The 16,296-nt window shown below is 67.6% G+C and carries 17 protein-coding genes; 8 read left to right on the forward strand and 9 right to left on the reverse strand.

The window, feature by feature from the left end; translation table 11 throughout:
- The 6 genes from AC1DR1_RS02920 to fabF all read left to right on the forward strand — a co-directional run.
- Positions 1-1,537, forward strand: a 1,537-nt coding sequence (locus AC1DR1_RS02920) for a transketolase-like TK C-terminal-containing protein (RefSeq protein WP_476992168.1), incomplete at its 5' end; no start/stop codon positions are given.
- Positions 1,538-1,711: 174 nt separating this feature from the next.
- Positions 1,712-2,956, forward strand: coding sequence for a PucR family transcriptional regulator (locus tag AC1DR1_RS02925; protein WP_229996014.1), 1,245 nt, complete (start codon positions 1,712-1,714; stop codon positions 2,954-2,956).
- A gap of 87 nt (positions 2,957-3,043) precedes the next feature.
- Positions 3,044-3,973, forward strand: a complete 930-nt coding sequence (locus AC1DR1_RS02930) for an ACP S-malonyltransferase (RefSeq protein WP_229996013.1) — start codon at positions 3,044-3,046, stop codon at positions 3,971-3,973.
- Positions 3,970-5,031, forward strand: a complete 1,062-nt coding sequence (locus AC1DR1_RS02935; protein WP_229996012.1) for a beta-ketoacyl-ACP synthase III — start codon at positions 3,970-3,972, stop codon at positions 5,029-5,031. The genes AC1DR1_RS02930 and AC1DR1_RS02935 overlap by 4 nt, the downstream gene beginning before the upstream one ends.
- A 201-nt stretch (positions 5,032-5,232) precedes the next feature.
- Entirely contained in the window at positions 5,233-5,478 is a 246-nt protein-coding gene (locus AC1DR1_RS02940) for an acyl carrier protein (RefSeq protein ID WP_079554778.1), read from the forward strand.
- Between the two features lie 167 nt (positions 5,479-5,645).
- The gene (gene fabF / locus AC1DR1_RS02945; RefSeq protein WP_229996011.1) at positions 5,646-6,881 is read left to right on the forward strand and encodes a beta-ketoacyl-ACP synthase II; all 1,236 of its coding nucleotides are present in this window, start codon (positions 5,646-5,648) and stop codon (positions 6,879-6,881) included.
- Positions 6,882-7,002: 121 nt separating this feature from the next.
- Here fabF and AC1DR1_RS02950 read toward each other — a convergent pair whose 3' ends face one another.
- From AC1DR1_RS02950 to AC1DR1_RS02970, 5 genes are all read right to left on the reverse strand, one after another.
- Positions 7,003-7,506 carry a DUF3145 domain-containing protein gene (locus tag AC1DR1_RS02950; RefSeq protein ID WP_026266435.1) on the reverse strand — a complete coding sequence of 168 codons (504 nt, stop codon included), beginning with the start codon at positions 7,504-7,506 and terminating at the stop codon, positions 7,003-7,005.
- A 303-nt stretch (positions 7,507-7,809) separates the two neighbouring features.
- A complete protein-coding gene (locus tag AC1DR1_RS02955; RefSeq protein WP_414645549.1) occupies positions 7,810-8,778 on the reverse strand; it encodes a tyrosine recombinase XerC in 969 nt (322 codons plus the stop codon).
- 48 nt (positions 8,779-8,826) lie between these two features.
- Entirely contained in the window at positions 8,827-10,014 is a 1,188-nt protein-coding gene (gene dprA, locus AC1DR1_RS02960) for a DNA-processing protein DprA (RefSeq protein ID WP_229992652.1), read from the reverse strand.
- A 47-nt stretch (positions 10,015-10,061) separates the two neighbouring features.
- Entirely contained in the window at positions 10,062-11,609 is a 1,548-nt protein-coding gene (locus tag AC1DR1_RS02965; protein ID WP_476966665.1) for a YifB family Mg chelatase-like AAA ATPase, read from the reverse strand.
- Positions 11,610-11,966: a YraN family protein gene (locus AC1DR1_RS02970; RefSeq protein WP_229992654.1), complete on the reverse strand. Its 357-nt coding sequence runs from the start codon at positions 11,964-11,966 to the stop codon at positions 11,610-11,612. It lies immediately after the preceding gene.
- Between the two features lie 164 nt (positions 11,967-12,130).
- On the opposite strand from AC1DR1_RS02970, the gene AC1DR1_RS02975 reads away from it, so the two are divergent.
- Together AC1DR1_RS02975 and AC1DR1_RS02980 are read left to right on the forward strand one after the other, a co-directional pair.
- Positions 12,131-12,511, forward strand: coding sequence for a hypothetical protein (locus tag AC1DR1_RS02975; protein WP_476992169.1), 381 nt, complete (start codon positions 12,131-12,133; stop codon positions 12,509-12,511).
- Positions 12,508-12,936, forward strand: coding sequence for an HAD domain-containing protein (locus AC1DR1_RS02980; RefSeq protein WP_229992656.1), 429 nt, complete (start codon positions 12,508-12,510; stop codon positions 12,934-12,936). Before AC1DR1_RS02975 ends, AC1DR1_RS02980 begins: the two co-directional genes overlap by 4 nt.
- Before the next feature lie 479 nt (positions 12,937-13,415).
- Here AC1DR1_RS02980 and AC1DR1_RS02985 read toward each other — a convergent pair whose 3' ends face one another.
- The 4 genes from AC1DR1_RS02985 to lepB (AC1DR1_RS03000) form a co-directional block, all read right to left on the reverse strand.
- Positions 13,416-13,742 (reverse strand): DUF2469 domain-containing protein, encoded by a 327-nt coding sequence (locus AC1DR1_RS02985; RefSeq protein WP_018773443.1) that lies wholly within the window; start codon positions 13,740-13,742, stop codon positions 13,416-13,418.
- Between the two features lie 96 nt (positions 13,743-13,838).
- On the reverse strand, positions 13,839-14,504 hold the full coding sequence (locus tag AC1DR1_RS02990; protein ID WP_229992657.1) for a ribonuclease HII: 666 nt from the start codon (positions 14,502-14,504) through the stop codon (positions 13,839-13,841).
- 10 nt (positions 14,505-14,514) lie between these two features.
- The gene (gene lepB, locus AC1DR1_RS02995) at positions 14,515-15,492 is read right to left on the reverse strand and encodes a signal peptidase I (protein ID WP_364747948.1); all 978 of its coding nucleotides are present in this window, start codon (positions 15,490-15,492) and stop codon (positions 14,515-14,517) included.
- Positions 15,493-16,173: a signal peptidase I gene (lepB, locus tag AC1DR1_RS03000; RefSeq protein ID WP_229992659.1), complete on the reverse strand. Its 681-nt coding sequence runs from the start codon at positions 16,171-16,173 to the stop codon at positions 15,493-15,495. It lies immediately after the preceding gene.
- Between the last annotated feature and the right edge of the window lie 123 nt (positions 16,174-16,296).

Raw genomic sequence — 16,296 nt, forward strand, 5'->3', positions numbered from 1 at the left:
GGGCTACGGCCTGGGCACGCACTTCGAGGGCCGCAACGCGACCCACCAGATGAAGAAGCTCACGATGGCCGACCTGAAGGCCTTCCGCGACCACCTGCGCATCCCGATCACCGACGAGCAGCTGGAAGCGGACCTCTACCGGCCGCCGTACTACCACCCCGGCATGGACTCCCCCGAGATCCAGTACCTGATGGGCCGCCGCAAGGAACTCGGCGGCTTCGTCCCCGAGCGGCGCTCCAAGCACGTCGACGTCACCCTCCCGGATGAGAAGGTCTACGAAGTCGCCAACCGCGGCTCCGGCAAGCAGCACGCCGCCACCACCATGGCGTTTGTCCGCCTGCTCAAGGACCTCATGCGGGACAAGGAGTTCGGCAAGCGGATTGTGCCGATCATTCCGGATGAGGCACGGACCTTCGGCATGGACGCGTTTTTCCCGACGGCGAAGATCTACAACCCGAACGGCCAGAACTACCTCTCCGTGGACCGCGAACTCGTCCTGGCGTACAAGGAGTCCATCTCCGGCCAGATCGTGCACGCCGGCATCAACGAGGCCGGTTCCGTGGCAGCGTTCACCGCCGCCGGAACGTCCTACGCCACTCACGGCGAACCGCTCATCCCGGTCTACGTGTTCTACTCGATGTTCGGGTTCCAGCGCACCGGCGATTCCTTCTGGGCCGCCGCGGACCAGATGACCCGCGGGTTCATCATCGGCGCCACCGCCGGCCGCACCACCCTGACCGGCGAAGGCCTGCAGCACGCCGACGGCCACTCCCCCATCCTGGCCGCGACCAACCCGGCCGTCATCACCTACGACCCGGCATACGGCTACGAGATGGGCGTCATCGTGCGCGACGGCCTCAACCGGATGTACGGTCCCGGCCCGGCCGACAACGACCCGTCGCGGAACGTGATGTACTACATCACTGTCTACAACGAGCCGATCGTGCAGCCGCCGGCACCGGCGGAACTTGATGTCGAGGGCATCATCAAGGGCATCTACCTGCTGGCGCCGGCCAAGATTGACGGCCCGCGCACGCAGATCCTTGCCTCCGGCGTGTCCGTTCCCTGGGCCCTCGAAGCCCAGCGGATCCTGGCCGAGGACTGGGGCGTCTCCGCCGACGTCTGGTCCGTGACGTCCTGGACCGAACTGCGCCGCGACGCCATGGCCGCCGAGGAAGAAGCCTTCCTCAACCCCGGCCAGCCTGCCCGCGTCCCGTTCGTGACCCAGCAGCTCGCCGGCGCCACCGGGCCGATCGTGGCAGTCACGGACTACATGAAGGCCGTGCCGGACCAGATCCGCCAGTTCCTCCCGAACGAGTTCGCCTCGCTCGGCGCCGACGGCTTCGGCTTCTCCGACACCCGCGCCGCGGCGCGCCGCTTCTTCAAGAACGACATCCATTCGGTTGTGGTCCGTTCCCTTCAGATGCTGGCCCGCCGGGGCGAAGTGGATGCCGAGGCGCCTGCCCAGGCCATCGAGAAGTACCGCCTGCACAACGTCAACGCCGGCACCACCGGCAACGCGGGCGGCGACTCCTAAGCACGCCAGCAAAGTTCGACGGCGGTTCTCACCTGTTGGTGGGGGCCGCCGTCGGGCGTTTAACCGCTCCGGCTCCTCTCCGGGGCCGCGCCAGGGACGCTGTGATGCAGGACAACGGCAGTTGTAGCCTTCGCACAAATGGAGCTTGGACGGTGCGCCCCGTATGCTCAATGCATGGCAGAGCCGATCACCACTCCCGAAAAACGCAAACCGGCCTCGAGGGCGATGACTCCGGAGAAGGCCGAAACCCTCAAGAAGCTCCGGGCCAGCGTGGGCCAGCTGTCGACGACGACGCTGCGCCAGCTTGAGAAGTCCCTGCCGTGGTACGGCCGGCTGAACTCGGATGAACGTTCCGCCCTGGGCATGGTGGCCCAGAACGGCATCGCGGCCTTCGTCACATGGTACGAGCGGCCGAGCTCGCCGTCGTGGATCCTTTCCGACGTCTTCGGCACCGCACCCACCGAACTGACCCGCTCCATCAGCCTCCAGAAGGCGCTCCAGCTGATCCGGATCGTCGTAGAAGTCGTAGAAGACCAGGTCCCGGTCATCGCCCCGGAGGCGGACCAGGGGGCCCTCCGGGAAGCCGTGCTGCGCTACTCGCGGGAAGTCGCATTCGCGGCCGCCGACGTCTATGCCCGCGCCGCGGAGTCCCGCGGCTCCTGGGACACCCGCCTGGAAGCCTTGATTGTCGATGCCATCCTCCGCGGCGAAAACACGGACGCGCTGCGGTCCAGGATCGCGGCCCTGGGCTGGAAAGCGCAGGAACGCTTCACCGTGATGGTTGGGAATTCCCCGTCCGAACCAAGCGCCAGCTACGTCAGCGAACTGCGGCGCACCGCGGGGCGCTTCGCCGAGGACGCCCTCGTGGGGATCCAGGGCGACCGGCTCATCCTCATCCTCGGCGGGGTCCACGACCGGGAGACCGCGTACCTGAAGCTCAGCGAACTCTTTGCCCCCGGCCCGGTGGTCTACGGCCCGGAGGCCGGTTCCCTCCTCGAAGCCAGCGGCTCCGCCCAGTCAGCCTTTGCCGGCCTCACCGCCGCCCGCGCCTGGCCTTCCGCGCCGCGCCCGGTAGCGGCCGATGACCTGCTCCCCGAGCGCGTGATCTCCGGCGACGACGCCGCCCGCCGCTCGCTGGTCAAGAACATCTACCGTCCGCTGCTGGCCGCCTCCAACGGGCTGGTGGAGACCCTCGGAACGTACCTCGAACTCGGCCATTCGCTCGAGGCGACGGCCCGCGAACTCTTCGTCCACGCCAACACCGTGCGCTACCGGCTCAAGCGCGTCTGCGACGTCACAGGCTGGGATCCGCTGCTGCCGCGGGAGGCGTTCGTGCTCCAGACCGCCCTCGTCGTGGGCCGGCTTTCGACCCCGCCGAAGGCCCCCACGGAGCGGCAGCCTCCCCGCAACGGCTCCTGAACCGTTGTAGACTTCCTACAAACTGACCCAGTGAGCTTGGTGCATGAAAACACGAATGTTCACGCGGTAATTTGGAAAGCTGGTTACGTGCTTGCAATCGTCTGCCCTGGACAGGGCTCCCAGACCCCTGGTTTTCTGGCCCCCTGGCTGGAACTGCCACCCGTCGCAGGCCTTTTGGCCTCCCTCAGCGAAATAGCAGGCATCGACCTCACCGCCCACGGCACCACCTCCGATGAGGAGACCATCAAGGACACTGCGGTAGCGCAGCCCCTGATCGTCGCCGCAGGCCTGGTGACCGCAAAGTCACTGTTCGACGTCGAACTCGGCACGCTTCCGGTCATCCTCGCCGGCCACTCCGTCGGCGAAATCACCGCGGCCTCGCTCGCCGGTGTGCTGACGGAAACCGAAGCCATGACGTTTGTCCGCGAACGCGCCAACAGCATGGCCGCTGCCGCTGCCGCCACCCCGACCGGCATGAGCGCCGTCGTGGGCGGCGACCCCGCGGACGTCCTGGCTGCCATCAGCGCCGCCGGGGCCACCGCCGCCAACGTCAACGGGGCCGGCCAGACCGTCGCCGCCGGCACCCTGGAGCAGCTCAAGGCCCTCGCCGAGAACCCGCCGGCCAAGGCCCGGGTCATTCCGCTGAAGGTCGCGGGCGCGTTCCACACCTCGCACATGGCCCCCGCCGGTGCTGCCCTGCAGGCCCTGCGCCCGTCACTGCACCCCCAGAACCCGCAGGTACCGCTGCTGTCCAACTTCGACGGCGCGGAAGTCACCGAGGGTGCTGCCGCCGTCGACAGCCTCATCGCCCAGGTCTCCCGTCCGGTCCGCTGGGATCTCTGCATGGAGACGATGGTGCAACGCGGGGTGACCGGCGTGATCGAACTGGCTCCCGCCGGAACACTGGCAGGCCTGGCCAAGCGCGGCATGCCCGGCGTCAAGACCGTCACCGTCAAGACCCCGGACGATCTCTCCGCGGCCCTGGCCCTATTTGCAGAATTGGAGGGAGGGGCATGAGCGTTCCCACACTGAAGCAGGCCCCCGTGCAGGAAAACACCCGCATCATGGGTGTCGGTGCCTACCGGCCCAGCGTGATCGTGACGAACGAGGACGTGTGCCAGTGGATCGATTCCTCGGATGAGTGGATCCGCCAGCGCACGGGCATCGTCACCCGGCACCGCGCGCCCGCCGATGTCAGCGTGATTGACATGGCCGAGGGCGCCGCACGTGAGGCGCTGCAAAAGGCCGGCATCGAGGCCTCCCAGCTCGGCGCCGTGATCGTTTCCACGGTGACCCACCCGTACGCGACCCCCTCCGCTGCCGCGAGCCTCGCCGACCGCCTCGGCGCGACGCCGGCCCCGGCGTTCGACATCTCCGCGGCGTGTGCCGGCTACTGCTACGGCATCGCCCAGGGCGACGCCCTGGTGCGCTCCGGCGCGGCCGCCTATGTCCTGGTGGTCGGTGCCGAGAAGCTCTCCGACGTCATCGACAACACGGAACGGACCATCTCCTTCCTGCTCGGCGACGGCGCGGGCGCCGTCGTGATCGGCCCTTCCGAGACGCCGGGCATCGGCCCTTCAGTCTGGGGTTCGGACGGCAGCAAGTGGGATGCCATCGGCATGACCCACTCCATGCTGGACATCCGCGAGCTCGCCCTGACCGGCAAGCACGGTGCCGCCGTCAGCGATGAGGAAGCGGCAGTTACGGACGCGTCGCTGTGGCCGACCCTGCGCCAGGACGGCCAGACGGTCTTCCGCTGGGCGGTGTGGGAGATGGCCAAGGTGGCCCAGCAGGCCCTGGACGCCGCCGGCGTCCGCTCCGAGGACCTTGCCGCGTTCATCCCGCACCAAGCCAACATGCGCATCATTGACGAGATGGCCAAGAAGCTGCAGCTGCCCGAGTCCGTCAAGATCGCCCGCGACATCGCCGACGCCGGTAACACGTCGGCGGCGTCCATCCCCCTGGCCACCCACCGCCTGCTTGAGGAAAACCCCGAGCTCAGCGGCGGGCTGGCGCTGCAGATCGGCTTCGGAGCCGGACTGGTCTTCGGCGCCCAGGTGGTCGTGCTTCCTTAGGCAGCCACCGTTTTTCCGAACTGAATACGTTCCGCCCGTTTCACCTTGGCACCGCATGTCCTTCACTTTCGGGGCTCGCCCCCATGCTGTGCTCAGCAAGCATTCCCGCACCAAGCCGAACCCTCGGTTTGAATCATGTCCGCCCCCGGCTGCCGGCATTCCACCGGCAGCCGGGGGCAACAACCAGAAAAGGAGCCATCAATGGCTAGCAACGAAGAAATCCTGGCCGGCCTGGCTGAAATCGTCAACGAAGAGACCGGCCTGGCCACGGAGGCTGTCGAAATGGACAAGTCCTTCACCGAGGACCTGGACATCGACTCCATCTCGATGATGACCATCGTGGTCAACGCCGAAGAGAAGTTCGGCGTYCGCATCCCGGACGAAGAGGTCAAGAACCTCAAGACCGTCGGCGACGCCGTCAGCTTCATCTCCAACGCCCAGGCCTAGTCTGGCTTCCGCCGGCAACGGCGGACCCAGGTGCCCGGTCCGGGCGCTGCAGCAGTGCCCGGACCGGACCACCATCAAGTGCATGACCCGAAAGTTTCCCCTCGCAGGCCCCGGCCATCCCGTTCGCGGTTCCGGATACGGCAGGCGCACCGACAGAGAGTGATCCCATGGCACGCAAAGTAGTCATTACCGGTCTGGGTGCCACCACACCCATCGGCGGCGATGTCCCCACGATGTGGAAGAACGCGCTCAAGGGCGTCTCCGGCGCGCACACGCTTGAGGACGATTGGGTGGCCAAGTACGAGCTGCCCGTCCACTTCGCCGCACGCGCCTCCACCCCGGCCCTAGATGTCCTGTCCCGGGTCGAAGCCAAGCGCATGGACCCGTCCACCCAGTTCGCCGTGGTCGCGGCCCGCGAGGCCTGGGCCGACTCCGGCATCACCGAAATCGACCACGACCGTTTGGCGGTGGCTTTCGCGACCGGCATTGGCGGCGTCTGGACCCTTCTGGACGCCTGGGACACCCTGCGCGAAAAGGGTCCCCGCCGTGTCCTGCCCATGACCGTGCCCATGCTGATGCCCAACGGTCCGGCCGCGGCTGTGAGCCTGGACCTGGGAGCCCGCGCCGGCGCCCACACCCCCGTTTCCGCCTGCGCGTCCGGCACCGAAGCCGTCCATGTTGGCCTGGACCTGATCCGTGCCGGCAAGGCAGACGTCGTCGTCTGCGGCGGCGCCGAAGCCGCCATCCACCCGATGCCGATCGCCGCGTTCGCCTCCATGCAGGCCCTCTCGCGCCGCAACGACGATCCCGAGCACGCCTCACGGCCCTACGACCGTGACCGCGACGGCTTCGTCATGGGCGAGGGTGCCGGTGCCCTGGTGCTCGAGGCCGAGGAACACGCCCTGGCCCGCGGCGCCCGGATCTACGCCGAACTGGCCGGCACCTCGGTCACCGCCGACGCCTACCACATCACCGCCCCGGACCCCGAGGGCCTGGGCGCCACCCGCGCGCTGAAGGCTGCGATGTTCGACGGCCGCATCCAGCCCGAAGACATCGTCCACGTCAACGCGCACGCCACCTCCACCCCGGTCGGCGACAAGCCCGAGTACGCGGCCCTCAAAGCCGCACTGGGCAAGCACGTGGACACCGTCGCAGTCTCGGCCACCAAGTCCCAGATGGGGCACCTGCTTGGCGCCTCCGGGGCCGTGGAAGCCGTGCTGACCGTGATGGCCATCTACGACCGCAAGGCGCCGGTGACCATCAACCTCGAGAACCAGGACCCGGAAATCCCGCTCGACGTCGTCACTACGGCCCGCGACCTGCCCGCCGGCAGCATCGCCGCACTGAGCAACTCGTTCGGCTTCGGCGGCCACAACGCCGTCATCGCGGTACGCAGCGTGTAGCTGCACCTGCCCACAGCACGCCGAGATAGCAGATGGCGGCAATGTTCTTCGTGAACATTGCCGCCATCTGCCTTTTGGCGCCTAGCTATGGAATTGCTGCGGTGTAGCGACTGGTGAGGCCCTAGCCGACCTGGTGGAGCCAGCGCACGGGGGCGCCTTCTGCGGCGTGCCGGAAGGGCTCGAGTTCCTCATCCCAGGCCTCCCCGAGGGCGAGCGAGAGTTCGTGGTACACGGCGGAGGGGTCGCCGGCGCCGGATTCGTAGGCGTAGCGGATGCGGTCCTCGGAAACCATGATGTTGCCGTGGACGTCGGTGGTGGCGTGGAAGATCCCCAGCTCCGGGGTGTGCGACCAGCGGCCGCCGTCGACTCCCTGGCTCGGTTCTTCGGTGACTTCGTAGCGCAGGTGCGCCCAGCCGCGCAGAGCGGACGCCAATTGAGCCCCCGTGCCCGGCGTTCCGGTCCACGACAGCTCGGCCCGGAACATTCCGGGCGCGGCAGGCTGAGCGGTCCACTCCAAGTCCGTCCGCTTGTCCACGACGGACCCTATGGCCCACTCAACGTGGGGGCACAAGGCAGTCGGGGCCGAGTGAACAAACAACACACCTCGGGTCAGTGCAACAGACATTCCATCCTCCATAGCTGTAGGTACGTCTTCCCCAACGACCTGTGCCTGGATGTCTGTCTGTTGCGCGGATCCGAAATCATGCCAGCGGTTCCTGCCAGACTACTTTATACAACCGGGTTCGAAGCTGGGACGTGGTGCATTCCAGCTTCAAGTTCAACTTGAAACTTCCCGGGCGTGAGTTTTATTCTGCCCTACGCCTCCTAATTACGCCAGTGCGATTCGGCGCGTCTTTTCCGGCGCGCCGCGCCCGTCTCCGCGGACCCCTATCCGGGCCGGTCCGGGCATCCCTGTGCCGGGCGATCCTTAGGCCCGGGGGTGCGCCTGCTGGTAGCTTTGCCGGAGTCTCTCGACGGACACGTGGGTGTAGATCTGGGTGGTGGCAAGGCTGCTGTGCCCGAGGATTTCCTGCACGGCACGCAGGTCCGCCCCGCCGTCGAGCAGGTGGGTCGCTGCGGAGTGCCGCAAGGCGTGCGGTCCGGTGGCGGCGGTGTCCCCCAGCCGCTCCAGCATCTCTTTGACCACGCTGCGGACCTGGCGCTGGTCCACCCTTCCGCCGCGCGCGCCTAGGAAGAGCGCGGGGCCGCTGGTCCCGGTGGCGAGGGCCGGCCGGCCGCGGCGGAGCCAGTCGTCGAGGGCGAGGGCAGCCGGCAGCCCGTAGGGCACCGTGCGTTCCTTGTTGCCCTTGCCGAGCACCCGGAGGGTTCTGCGGTCGGGGTCGAGGTCGTCCACGTCCATGCCGGCCAGCTCGCCAACGCGGACACCGGTGGCGTAGAGCATCTCCACCATGGCGCGGTTACGCAGTGCCAGAGGTTCGCCCTCGGCCGAAGCGGATTCAGCGTCGTCCACGAGCCTCCGGACCTGTTGCTGGTGCAGGACCCCGGGCAGGGACTTCTCCCGCTTTGGGGCCTTGAGCCGCAGGGCGGGGTCGGCTTCAATCAGCTCCTCGCGGACAGCCCAGGCGGTGAAGGCCCTGGCGGTGGCGGCGCGGCGGGCCAGGGTGGCGCGGGACTTGCCGGACTCGCTCTGGGCGCCGAGCCAGCGCCGGAGGGTCCCAAGCTCCAGCCCGGCAAGATCCTGGACCCCCTCGGTCGCGGCGTGCGCCAGCAGGCTTTCGACGTCGGAGAGATAGGCCCGGACGGTATGGGCGGACCGGCCCCGCTCCGCTTCCAGGTAGCGGCCGAAGCGTGCGGCGGCGCCGTCCAGCGAGGTGGGCAGCGCGGCGGGGGGATCCTGTGTAGGCACCCTCCTACTGTGGCAGTATTCCCGGGGCATTCAAGGAGCCGGTCGGCGAGCCGCGCCTTCCCGGCGGCGCTCATCACCTCAGTCCGCTTTCCCGGAGCGTTTCCAGCCGCCGTGCCGGGATTCGGCCAGGCCCAGCAGCCCCAGCCTGCCAAGCCCGGCGCGGACTGAGTCCGGGCCCAGACCGGCCACCGTGGCCAGCTTCTCGACCGAGCTGGTGGTGCGCAGCGGCAGGGCATCGAGCAGGATCAGGTCCTCCAGGGTCAGGCCGTCGTGGGCCTCAGCCCGGCCTGCCTTGTCCGGGGGCACCCCCTCGCCGCTCGGGGAGGCGAGTTCGGCGATTTCCCCGGCATCCGTGACGCACACGGCCCCGCCTTCGCGCAGGAGCCGGTGGCAGCCGGCGGAGTTGGCGCTGTGGATGGATCCGGGCACGGCGCCCACGGCCCGGCCCAGGCTTTCGGCATGGTGGGCGGTGTTGAGGGCGCCGGAGCGCCACCGGGCCTCGACGACGACCGTTACAGAGGCCAATGCCGCAATGAGGCGGTTGCGCTGCAGGAACCGGTAGCGGGTGGGCGCGGACCCGGGCGGGACCTCGGCCAAGACCGCGCCGTGGTCCGCCACGGCCCGGAGTAAGTCCTCGTTGCCGGACGGGTAGAAGCGGTCCACTCCCCCGGCCATGACGGCAATGGTGGGCACGCCGCCCGTGCTTCCGGCCAGGGCCGCCCTGTGGGCGTGGGCGTCAATCCCGTAGGCACCGCCGGAGACGATCGTGAAGCCGCGCTGGGCCAGCGAGTACGCGAGATCGCCCGTCACCGATGCCCCGTAGCTGGTGCTGTCCCGGGAGCCCACCAGAGCAATGGACCGGGCCGCCGGGGGCAGCTCCTGTTCCACTCCGCGCCACCACAGGCACAGGGGTTCCTTGAGTTCGAGGTCCGCCAGCTGCCGCGGCCACAAGTCGTCTGTGGGAATGAGGATCCGTCCGCCGAGCCGCTGCATGGTGGCCAGGTCCCGCTCCGGTGCTAGGTCGGGCACGCGCGGGGCCCAACGCTTCAGCGCCTCCGTGAGCCCTGACCAGCCCCCACCGGAGCCGCTGTCCGACAGGATTCCGGTCATCTCCTGCTCAAGCTCGGGACCGGCTGCGAGCCGGCCGCTGGCAATCCGCAGGGCGTCCTGCGTTCCCGCGGCCCGCACGAGTGCCAGCGCCGCCGCGTCCTGCGGCTCGAATAGTCGGGACAGGGCGGCCCGGGCTGTTCGTTCGTCATCGATCATGGTGGTTCCTTTCGCGTGGCTACGGGTGCTGATTCGCGCCGGCAGGCTCAGGGTGAGGCCGCGGCGGCCTGGCGGAGGCCCAGCGCCCGCCCGACGTCGTCCCCGTCCGGAACGTCGCGCCGGGAGAGGTCCGCAAGGGTCCAGGCGAGGCGCAGCGCGCGGTCGTAGCCGCGTGCGGTCAGCACACCGCGCTCCAGCGCGTAGTCCAGGATGCGGGTGGTGGGGGCATCGAGCCGCAGGGCCCCACGGAGCAGCCGCCCCGGCACCTGCGCGTTGGTTTCCATCCCGAACGGCAGCAGCCGGTCCAGCTGACGGCTCCGGGCCGCCCGGACCCGTTCCGCGATGCTGGCGGTTCCCTCCTCGGCTGTAGGCTGGCCGAATCCGGCCAGCGACACCCGCTCGACTTCGAGCTGGATATCGACCCGGTCCAACAGGGGCCCGGACATCCGGGCCTGGTACCGGCGGCGCATGGTGGGGGTGCAGATGCAGTCCACCCCTTTGCCGGTTGCCTTCCCGCACGGACAGGGGTTGGCTGCGAGGACCAGCTGAAATCGGGCGGGATAGGCCGCTGACCCGGCCGAGCGGTGGATGACCAGCTCACCGCTTTCCAGCGGCTGCCGCAGGGCGTCCAGGACGCCGCGGTCATACTCCGGGGCTTCGTCCAGGAAGAGCACTCCGCGGTGTGCACGGGACGCTGCCCCGGGCCGCGGCAGCCCGGACCCGCCACCGATGATGGCCACAGCGGTCGCGGTGTGGTGCGGGTTCTCGTAGGGTGGCCGGCGCAGCAGCTGCACAGAGCCCGACGGCAAAGAACACAGCGAGTGGATGGCGGTGACCTCCATGGCCTCGGTGTCGCCCAGATCCGGGAGCAGGCCGGGCAGCCGCTCGGCGAGCATAGTCTTCCCGGCGCCCGGCGGTCCGGTCAGCAGCAAGTGGTGGGCACCGGCAGCTGCCACTTCCAGGGCGCGCCGCGCCGCGGCCTGGCCGGAGACATCGCACATGTCCGGCGCCAGGGCGGGACCGCTGCCTGTATCGGGGCTGTCGGAGTCCTCGGACCCGGGCTCGAAGTCGAGGGCAAGGTCCTGCGGGTCCGCGCCGCAGTCGAAGGCGAGCCGGGCCAGGGTGGCATAGCCCCGGACCTGCGCGCCGGGGACGAGCTCGGCCTCCGCCACGTTGGCCCGGGCCACGACGACCTCGGGGTAGCCGGCCCGTACCGCGGCCATCACGGCCGGAAGGATGCCCCGCACGGGCCGCAGCCGGCCGTCCAGGCCGAGTTCGGCGATGAAGACGGTGCGCCCCGTGGGCCGGATGTCGTTCGCCGCGAGCAGCACCGCCATGGCGATGGCGAGGTCGAAGCCCGAGCCGCGTTTGGGCAGGGACGCCGGGATGAGGTTGGCCGTAATTTTCCGACGGCTCAGCGGGATCCCCGAGTTCTGGGCCGCGGAGCGGATCCGTTCCTTGGCCTCGTTCAGTGAGGCGTCCGGCAGGCCAAGGATCACAAAGGCCGGCAGGGTCTGGCCGATGTCGGCCTCGACCTCGACGATGTAGCCGTTGAGGCCCACGAGCGCGACCGAATAGGTCCGGCCCAAGCCCATCTACCCCACACCCCTGAGGTGCTCGACGTCGGGCTCGCCGATGCCGTCGTCCAGCACGGCGATCACGTCCACGCGGCACAGTGGGGCGCGCAGCCCCTGGGCACGACACCACGCCGACGCGAGCCGGTGGAGCCTGGCCAGCTTGTCCGCGCCCACGGCTTCAAAGGGGTGGCCGTAGGCGAGGGACTTGCGGGTTTTCACCTCGGCGATGACCACGGCTTCGCCATCAAACGCGACAATGTCGATCTCACCCTCAGGGCAGCGCCAGTTCCGCTCCACGATCTGCATGCCGTGGGCTTGAAGGTAATCCGCCGCGAGGTCCTCCCCGTGGCGGCCGAGCACGTCCTTAGCTCTCATACCTCCAGCATGGCGGGCCGCCAAGGACGGGCAGAGGGCACACTTTTGCTATGTGGAAAAACCCATGGCCCGGTCGCGGCGGAGGAAAGGTCGCAGCGTTACCGGAGTATGAAGCACCGACTTGGAACAAGGAACGTGCACCCGGCTCCCTGGCGAATCAAGACATGGCGTACCAGAGTCTGAACGGCAACGCCAAGGGCTACTCACGACACAGGCGGTTCGCCATCAACCCGGTCGCGGCCTATCCATTCAAGACGATTCAGCACGAGCTGAGCCACATCGTCCACGGTCACACAACTGACGAGAAGCTGGCAGAGTACGGCAATCACCGTGGGATCTTCCAGTTCGAAGCCGAGGGGTCGGCCTACCTAATCATGAACAAGTCAGGGGCGACTGATCAGTTCGACGCCGACGAGAGCCGTCACTACGTCCAGTCTTGGCTACAGGGAAATAAGCCAGACGAGAAGCGTATCCGCAGGGTGTTCAGCACTGCTGATCGCATAATCAAGGCAGGACGAGAAGAACCGCAGGAGAAACAGGAATGAAAGTACTTTTCCTCGATATTGATGGAGTCGTCAACCGCGTGGGTACGCGACAGAGCTTTCACGGCTTCATGGGCATCGATCCGTTCCTGGCGTCCAGGGTCAGCAAGATCATCCTCGACACTGACGCAGCCGTTGTTCTTACGTCCACATGGCGGATCTTCAAAGACGGCCGGGAAGAGGTCGACCGACACGTCTACAAGACCTTTGACGTGACTCCGACGGCAGACACAGGTTTTCGTGGCGAGGAGGTGAAGATGTGGCTGGACCAGCATCCAGAAGTTACGCGGTATGCCATTATCGATGATGACTCAGACTTCTATGCCGATCAGCCCCTGTTCAAGACCGCCTGGCAGACGGGAATCACCGACGAGATTGCGCAGCAGGTAACCGAATATCTAAACAGGGAGGAGAGAGCCAATGAGTGAACGTCTACCAGCCAACGAAGAGAACCTTATGATCAACTTCAGGACGTGCTGGAGCGAGTTAAATAGCCCCTACGTGACTTGCTCAACGTTGGGGACCTGGACAACCCTGACGAGCTGCGAGCTGCGAGCTGCGAGCTGCCATACAGCTCTGCGAGCAACAACCGACCGCCATGTACGTCGTCAGCCTCGAGGGCTTCGCGTCACACCTTGAGGACATGCCGCGCTTGTCAGTCCGCGACATCGAGTCAGTCGCTCTGATGAGGACGGAAACGTCTACTTCATCAAAAAAGCTCATGAATAAATAGCAGATTGCTTCATAACGCTGCGCAGTTGATGGGGGTTCTGCCACTGCCCACACTCGTCACCCGGGCGGCGGAAGGCGGTATCTATCTGGGCCCGGGTGCATTGCCCTGGACCGCATCGGGAAACCCTGCTGCGGCACCCAGGGGCTAGGAAGCCCGAAAACTAGGAAGCCAGGGTCAGTTGCCCAGGTCTTCGACCTTGGGCAGGGCGAGCTCCTCGCTGCGCGGCAGTTCCTCGACGTTGACGTCCTTGAACGTGATGACGCGGACGCTCTTGACGAAGCGGGCGGAACGGTAGACGTCCCACACCCAGGCGTCCTGCAGGGTCAGATCGAAGTAGACCTCGCCGTCGGCGCTGCGGGCCTGCAGGTCAACATGGTTGGCAAGGTAGAAACGCCGTTCGGTCTCGACCACATAGCTGAACAGCCCGACGACGTCGCGGTATTCGCGGTAGAGCTGTAGCTCCATGTCGGTCTCATAGTTTTCAAGGTCCTCGGCACTCATGGTTCCATCTTGCACCATCCGGCGTCGGCCGCGCGCCACCGCGCGCCCCAGAGAGGCACAGAGAGGCACAGCGTGCCACGGGCCGGCGCCCGCAGGCTAGAGCAGCTGCCAGCTGACCCGGTGGTACGGCGTGGGACCGGCGGTCCGCAGCGCTTCCTTGTGCGCCGCGGTGCCGTAGCCCTTGTTCTCGTCCCAGCCGTAGGCCGGGTATTGGGTGTGCAGCTCGCACATCATCGCATCGCGCTCGACCTTCGCAATGATGCTGGCCGCGGCGACGCTGAGGCACTGCATGTCGGCTTTGACCAGCGTGTGCACCGGGGCGTCGCAGCCGGGTTCGGCGGGGGCGTCGTCAAAGAGTGAGGGCTGGAGATCGGGCGAGAGCCAGTTGTGGCTGCCGTCCAGCAGGACAACCTCGGGCCTGATGCCGGCGGCGAGCACCGCGAACCAGGCCCGGTTCCCGGCCAGCCGGAGGGCGGCGATGATTCCGAGTTCGTCAATCTCGTTCGCGGAGGCATGTCCCACGGCGGAGGCGACGCTCCAGTCCCGGACCAGCGGCACCAGCCGCTCCCGGTCCGCGACCTTGAGCAGCTTGCTGTCCCGGACATCGGCCAGGAGCTTCTGCTGTTGCAGGTCGACGACGGCGATCCCCACGCTGACGGGGCCGGCGAGGGCACCGCGGCCCACCTCGTCGATACCCGCGAGAAGCCGGGCGCCGGAGCTGCGGAAGCGGCGTTCGTAGTCGAGGGTGGGGGCGACTGACATGAAGGGCGGCTTACTTTCCGGTCGGGGCGGGCACGCTGCTGAAGACGCCCGGATAGTTGTCCAGCACCGACATCCTGTTCAGCGGCCACGCTATGACGGCGGCTTTGCCTTCGATGTCGGACTCGTTGACGAAGCCGCCGTTGGTGTCCATATGGGCGCGTGAATCCGCGGAGTGGTTGCGGTTGTCGCCCATGACCCAGACCTTGCCCGCGGGCACGACGACGTCGAAGTCGCGGACCTGGGGAATCTCGACGGAATTGATGTACTTCTCATCAAGCGGCGCGCCGTTGACGGTGAGCTGTCCGCCGGCGTCGCAGCAGACCACGTGATCCCCGGGGAGCCCGATCACGCGCTTGACCAGGTGCTGTTCCGAGTTGTCCGGAAGCAGACCGACGAACGTCAGCCCGTCCTGAACCCAGGTGAACGGGCCCTTCGTCTTCTGGGCTGCGGGGGCCAGCCAGCCCTGGCTGTCCCGGAACACCACCACGTCCCCGCGTTGGAGCGCCATGGGCTCCGGCACGAGGAGGTTGACGAAGATGCGGTCGTTCACGTCGAGGGTGTTGACCATGGATTCGGACGGGATGTAGAAGGCCCGGAACAGGAAGGTCTTGATCAGGAAGGACAGCACGATCGCCACGATGACCACCGTGGCAACCTCCTTCAGCCACAGGAAGAGCGGGCTGCGCCCTTCACGGGCCCTGGCCTTCCTGGCCCGGCGGGAGGACGCATCTGCGTGGGCGGGACCGGCTGTCCGGTCCCTGTCGCCCCGATCAGCCCGCCGCGCCCCGGCACTGCCGTCCTGCGACGCCGGCGCCGGCACAACAGCCGGCGCCGCGGCCTCCGCACCAGCGTGCTCGTCCGCGACCTGTGCCTGCGGCAGCCGGGTGGTGGGCTGCTCCGCCGGCTCGTCCCCGGGGATCGCCGAGGCGGCAACCCGGGGTCGGTCCTGGCCCTGCGGATCAGGAGTGCGCGGTTCGGTTTCGGGCATCTACTGTCCGTTCGTCGTCGTCGTTGTCGCAGCCGGTTCGGGCCGCGCTACTGCTGCAAATCTATCAAGCGGCCAGATGATCTGTACCGGTCTGCCAATGACGCGTTCGAGCGGCACCATGCCGCCGCCGGGGGCACCGAGGAGGCTCCGGGAATCGGCCGACATGGAGCGGTGGTCCCCCATGAGCCAGAGCCGTCCGGCCGGCACCTCAACAGCGAACTTCATATCGCTCGGGGTGTCCCCCGGATACAAGTACGGTTCCGCAACTTGCTGACCGTTGACTGTGAGCCGGCCGCCGGCATCGCAACAAACCACGCGGTCACCGGGCAGTCCGATGACGCGCTTGACATACGTGGTGTCGCTGCCCGCGAGGCCGAGCCAGCGTCCGGCTTCGGCGAGAGCATCCACCACGGGGCCGTTGCCGCTGTTGAGCGGGGCGAAGGAGCCGCGGCCGTCAAAGACGACGACGTCCCCCCTGTCCAGGGGTTCAGCCTGGAAGCCGGCCCGTGCCACCAGGATCCGGTCCCCGGTGTGAAGGAGCGGTTCCATGGACGCGGACGGGATGAAGAAGATGTCCAGCCACAATGAGCGGACCACGGCGCTGATGGCCACGGCGAGCACCAGGGCCAGCAACGCAAAACGCCAGCCCGGTTTCCTGGGCTGGCGTTTTGGCTGTTCCATGTTCCGTATCCCTTGGCGCTGTAGTGAACTAAATTGCGCTGTTGCGGATAGCTCCGGCGCCGCACTAGCTGACGCACCGGGTACGGTCCGTGGACCCGCGGTGGAAGCCTGTCGTGGAAGTCG

The sequence above is a fragment of the Arthrobacter sp. P4_F10 genome, from assembly GCF_056401435.1.

What these genes read in the sequence shown, in the direction of transcription:
- AC1DR1_RS02985 (WP_018773443.1), bottom strand. Translation starts at nt 13,742, where the DNA reads ATGAGTGCCGAGGACCTTGAAAACTATGAGACCGACATGGAGCTACAG.
- AC1DR1_RS02935 (WP_229996012.1), top strand. Translation starts at nt 3,970, where the DNA reads ATGAGCGTTCCCACACTGAAGCAGGCCCCCGTGCAGGAAAACACCCGC.
- AC1DR1_RS02955 (WP_414645549.1), bottom strand. Translation starts at nt 8,778, where the DNA reads ATGCCCCGGGAATACTGCCACAGTAGGAGGGTGCCTACACAGGATCCC.
- AC1DR1_RS02975 (WP_476992169.1), top strand. Translation starts at nt 12,131, where the DNA reads ATGGCGTACCAGAGTCTGAACGGCAACGCCAAGGGCTACTCACGACAC.
- dprA (WP_229992652.1), bottom strand. Translation starts at nt 10,014, where the DNA reads ATGATCGATGACGAACGAACAGCCCGGGCCGCCCTGTCCCGACTATTC.
- lepB (WP_364747948.1), bottom strand. Translation starts at nt 15,492, where the DNA reads ATGCCCGAAACCGAACCGCGCACTCCTGATCCGCAGGGCCAGGACCGA.
- AC1DR1_RS02925 (WP_229996014.1), top strand. Translation starts at nt 1,712, where the DNA reads ATGGCAGAGCCGATCACCACTCCCGAAAAACGCAAACCGGCCTCGAGG.
- lepB (WP_229992659.1), bottom strand. Translation starts at nt 16,173, where the DNA reads ATGGAACAGCCAAAACGCCAGCCCAGGAAACCGGGCTGGCGTTTTGCG.
- AC1DR1_RS02980 (WP_229992656.1), top strand. Translation starts at nt 12,508, where the DNA reads ATGAAAGTACTTTTCCTCGATATTGATGGAGTCGTCAACCGCGTGGGT.
- fabF (WP_229996011.1), top strand. Translation starts at nt 5,646, where the DNA reads ATGGCACGCAAAGTAGTCATTACCGGTCTGGGTGCCACCACACCCATC.
- AC1DR1_RS02965 (WP_476966665.1), bottom strand. Translation starts at nt 11,609, where the DNA reads ATGGGCTTGGGCCGGACCTATTCGGTCGCGCTCGTGGGCCTCAACGGC.
- AC1DR1_RS02950 (WP_026266435.1), bottom strand. Translation starts at nt 7,506, where the DNA reads ATGTCTGTTGCACTGACCCGAGGTGTGTTGTTTGTTCACTCGGCCCCG.
- AC1DR1_RS02970 (WP_229992654.1), bottom strand. Translation starts at nt 11,966, where the DNA reads ATGAGAGCTAAGGACGTGCTCGGCCGCCACGGGGAGGACCTCGCGGCG.
- AC1DR1_RS02990 (WP_229992657.1), bottom strand. Translation starts at nt 14,504, where the DNA reads ATGTCAGTCGCCCCCACCCTCGACTACGAACGCCGCTTCCGCAGCTCC.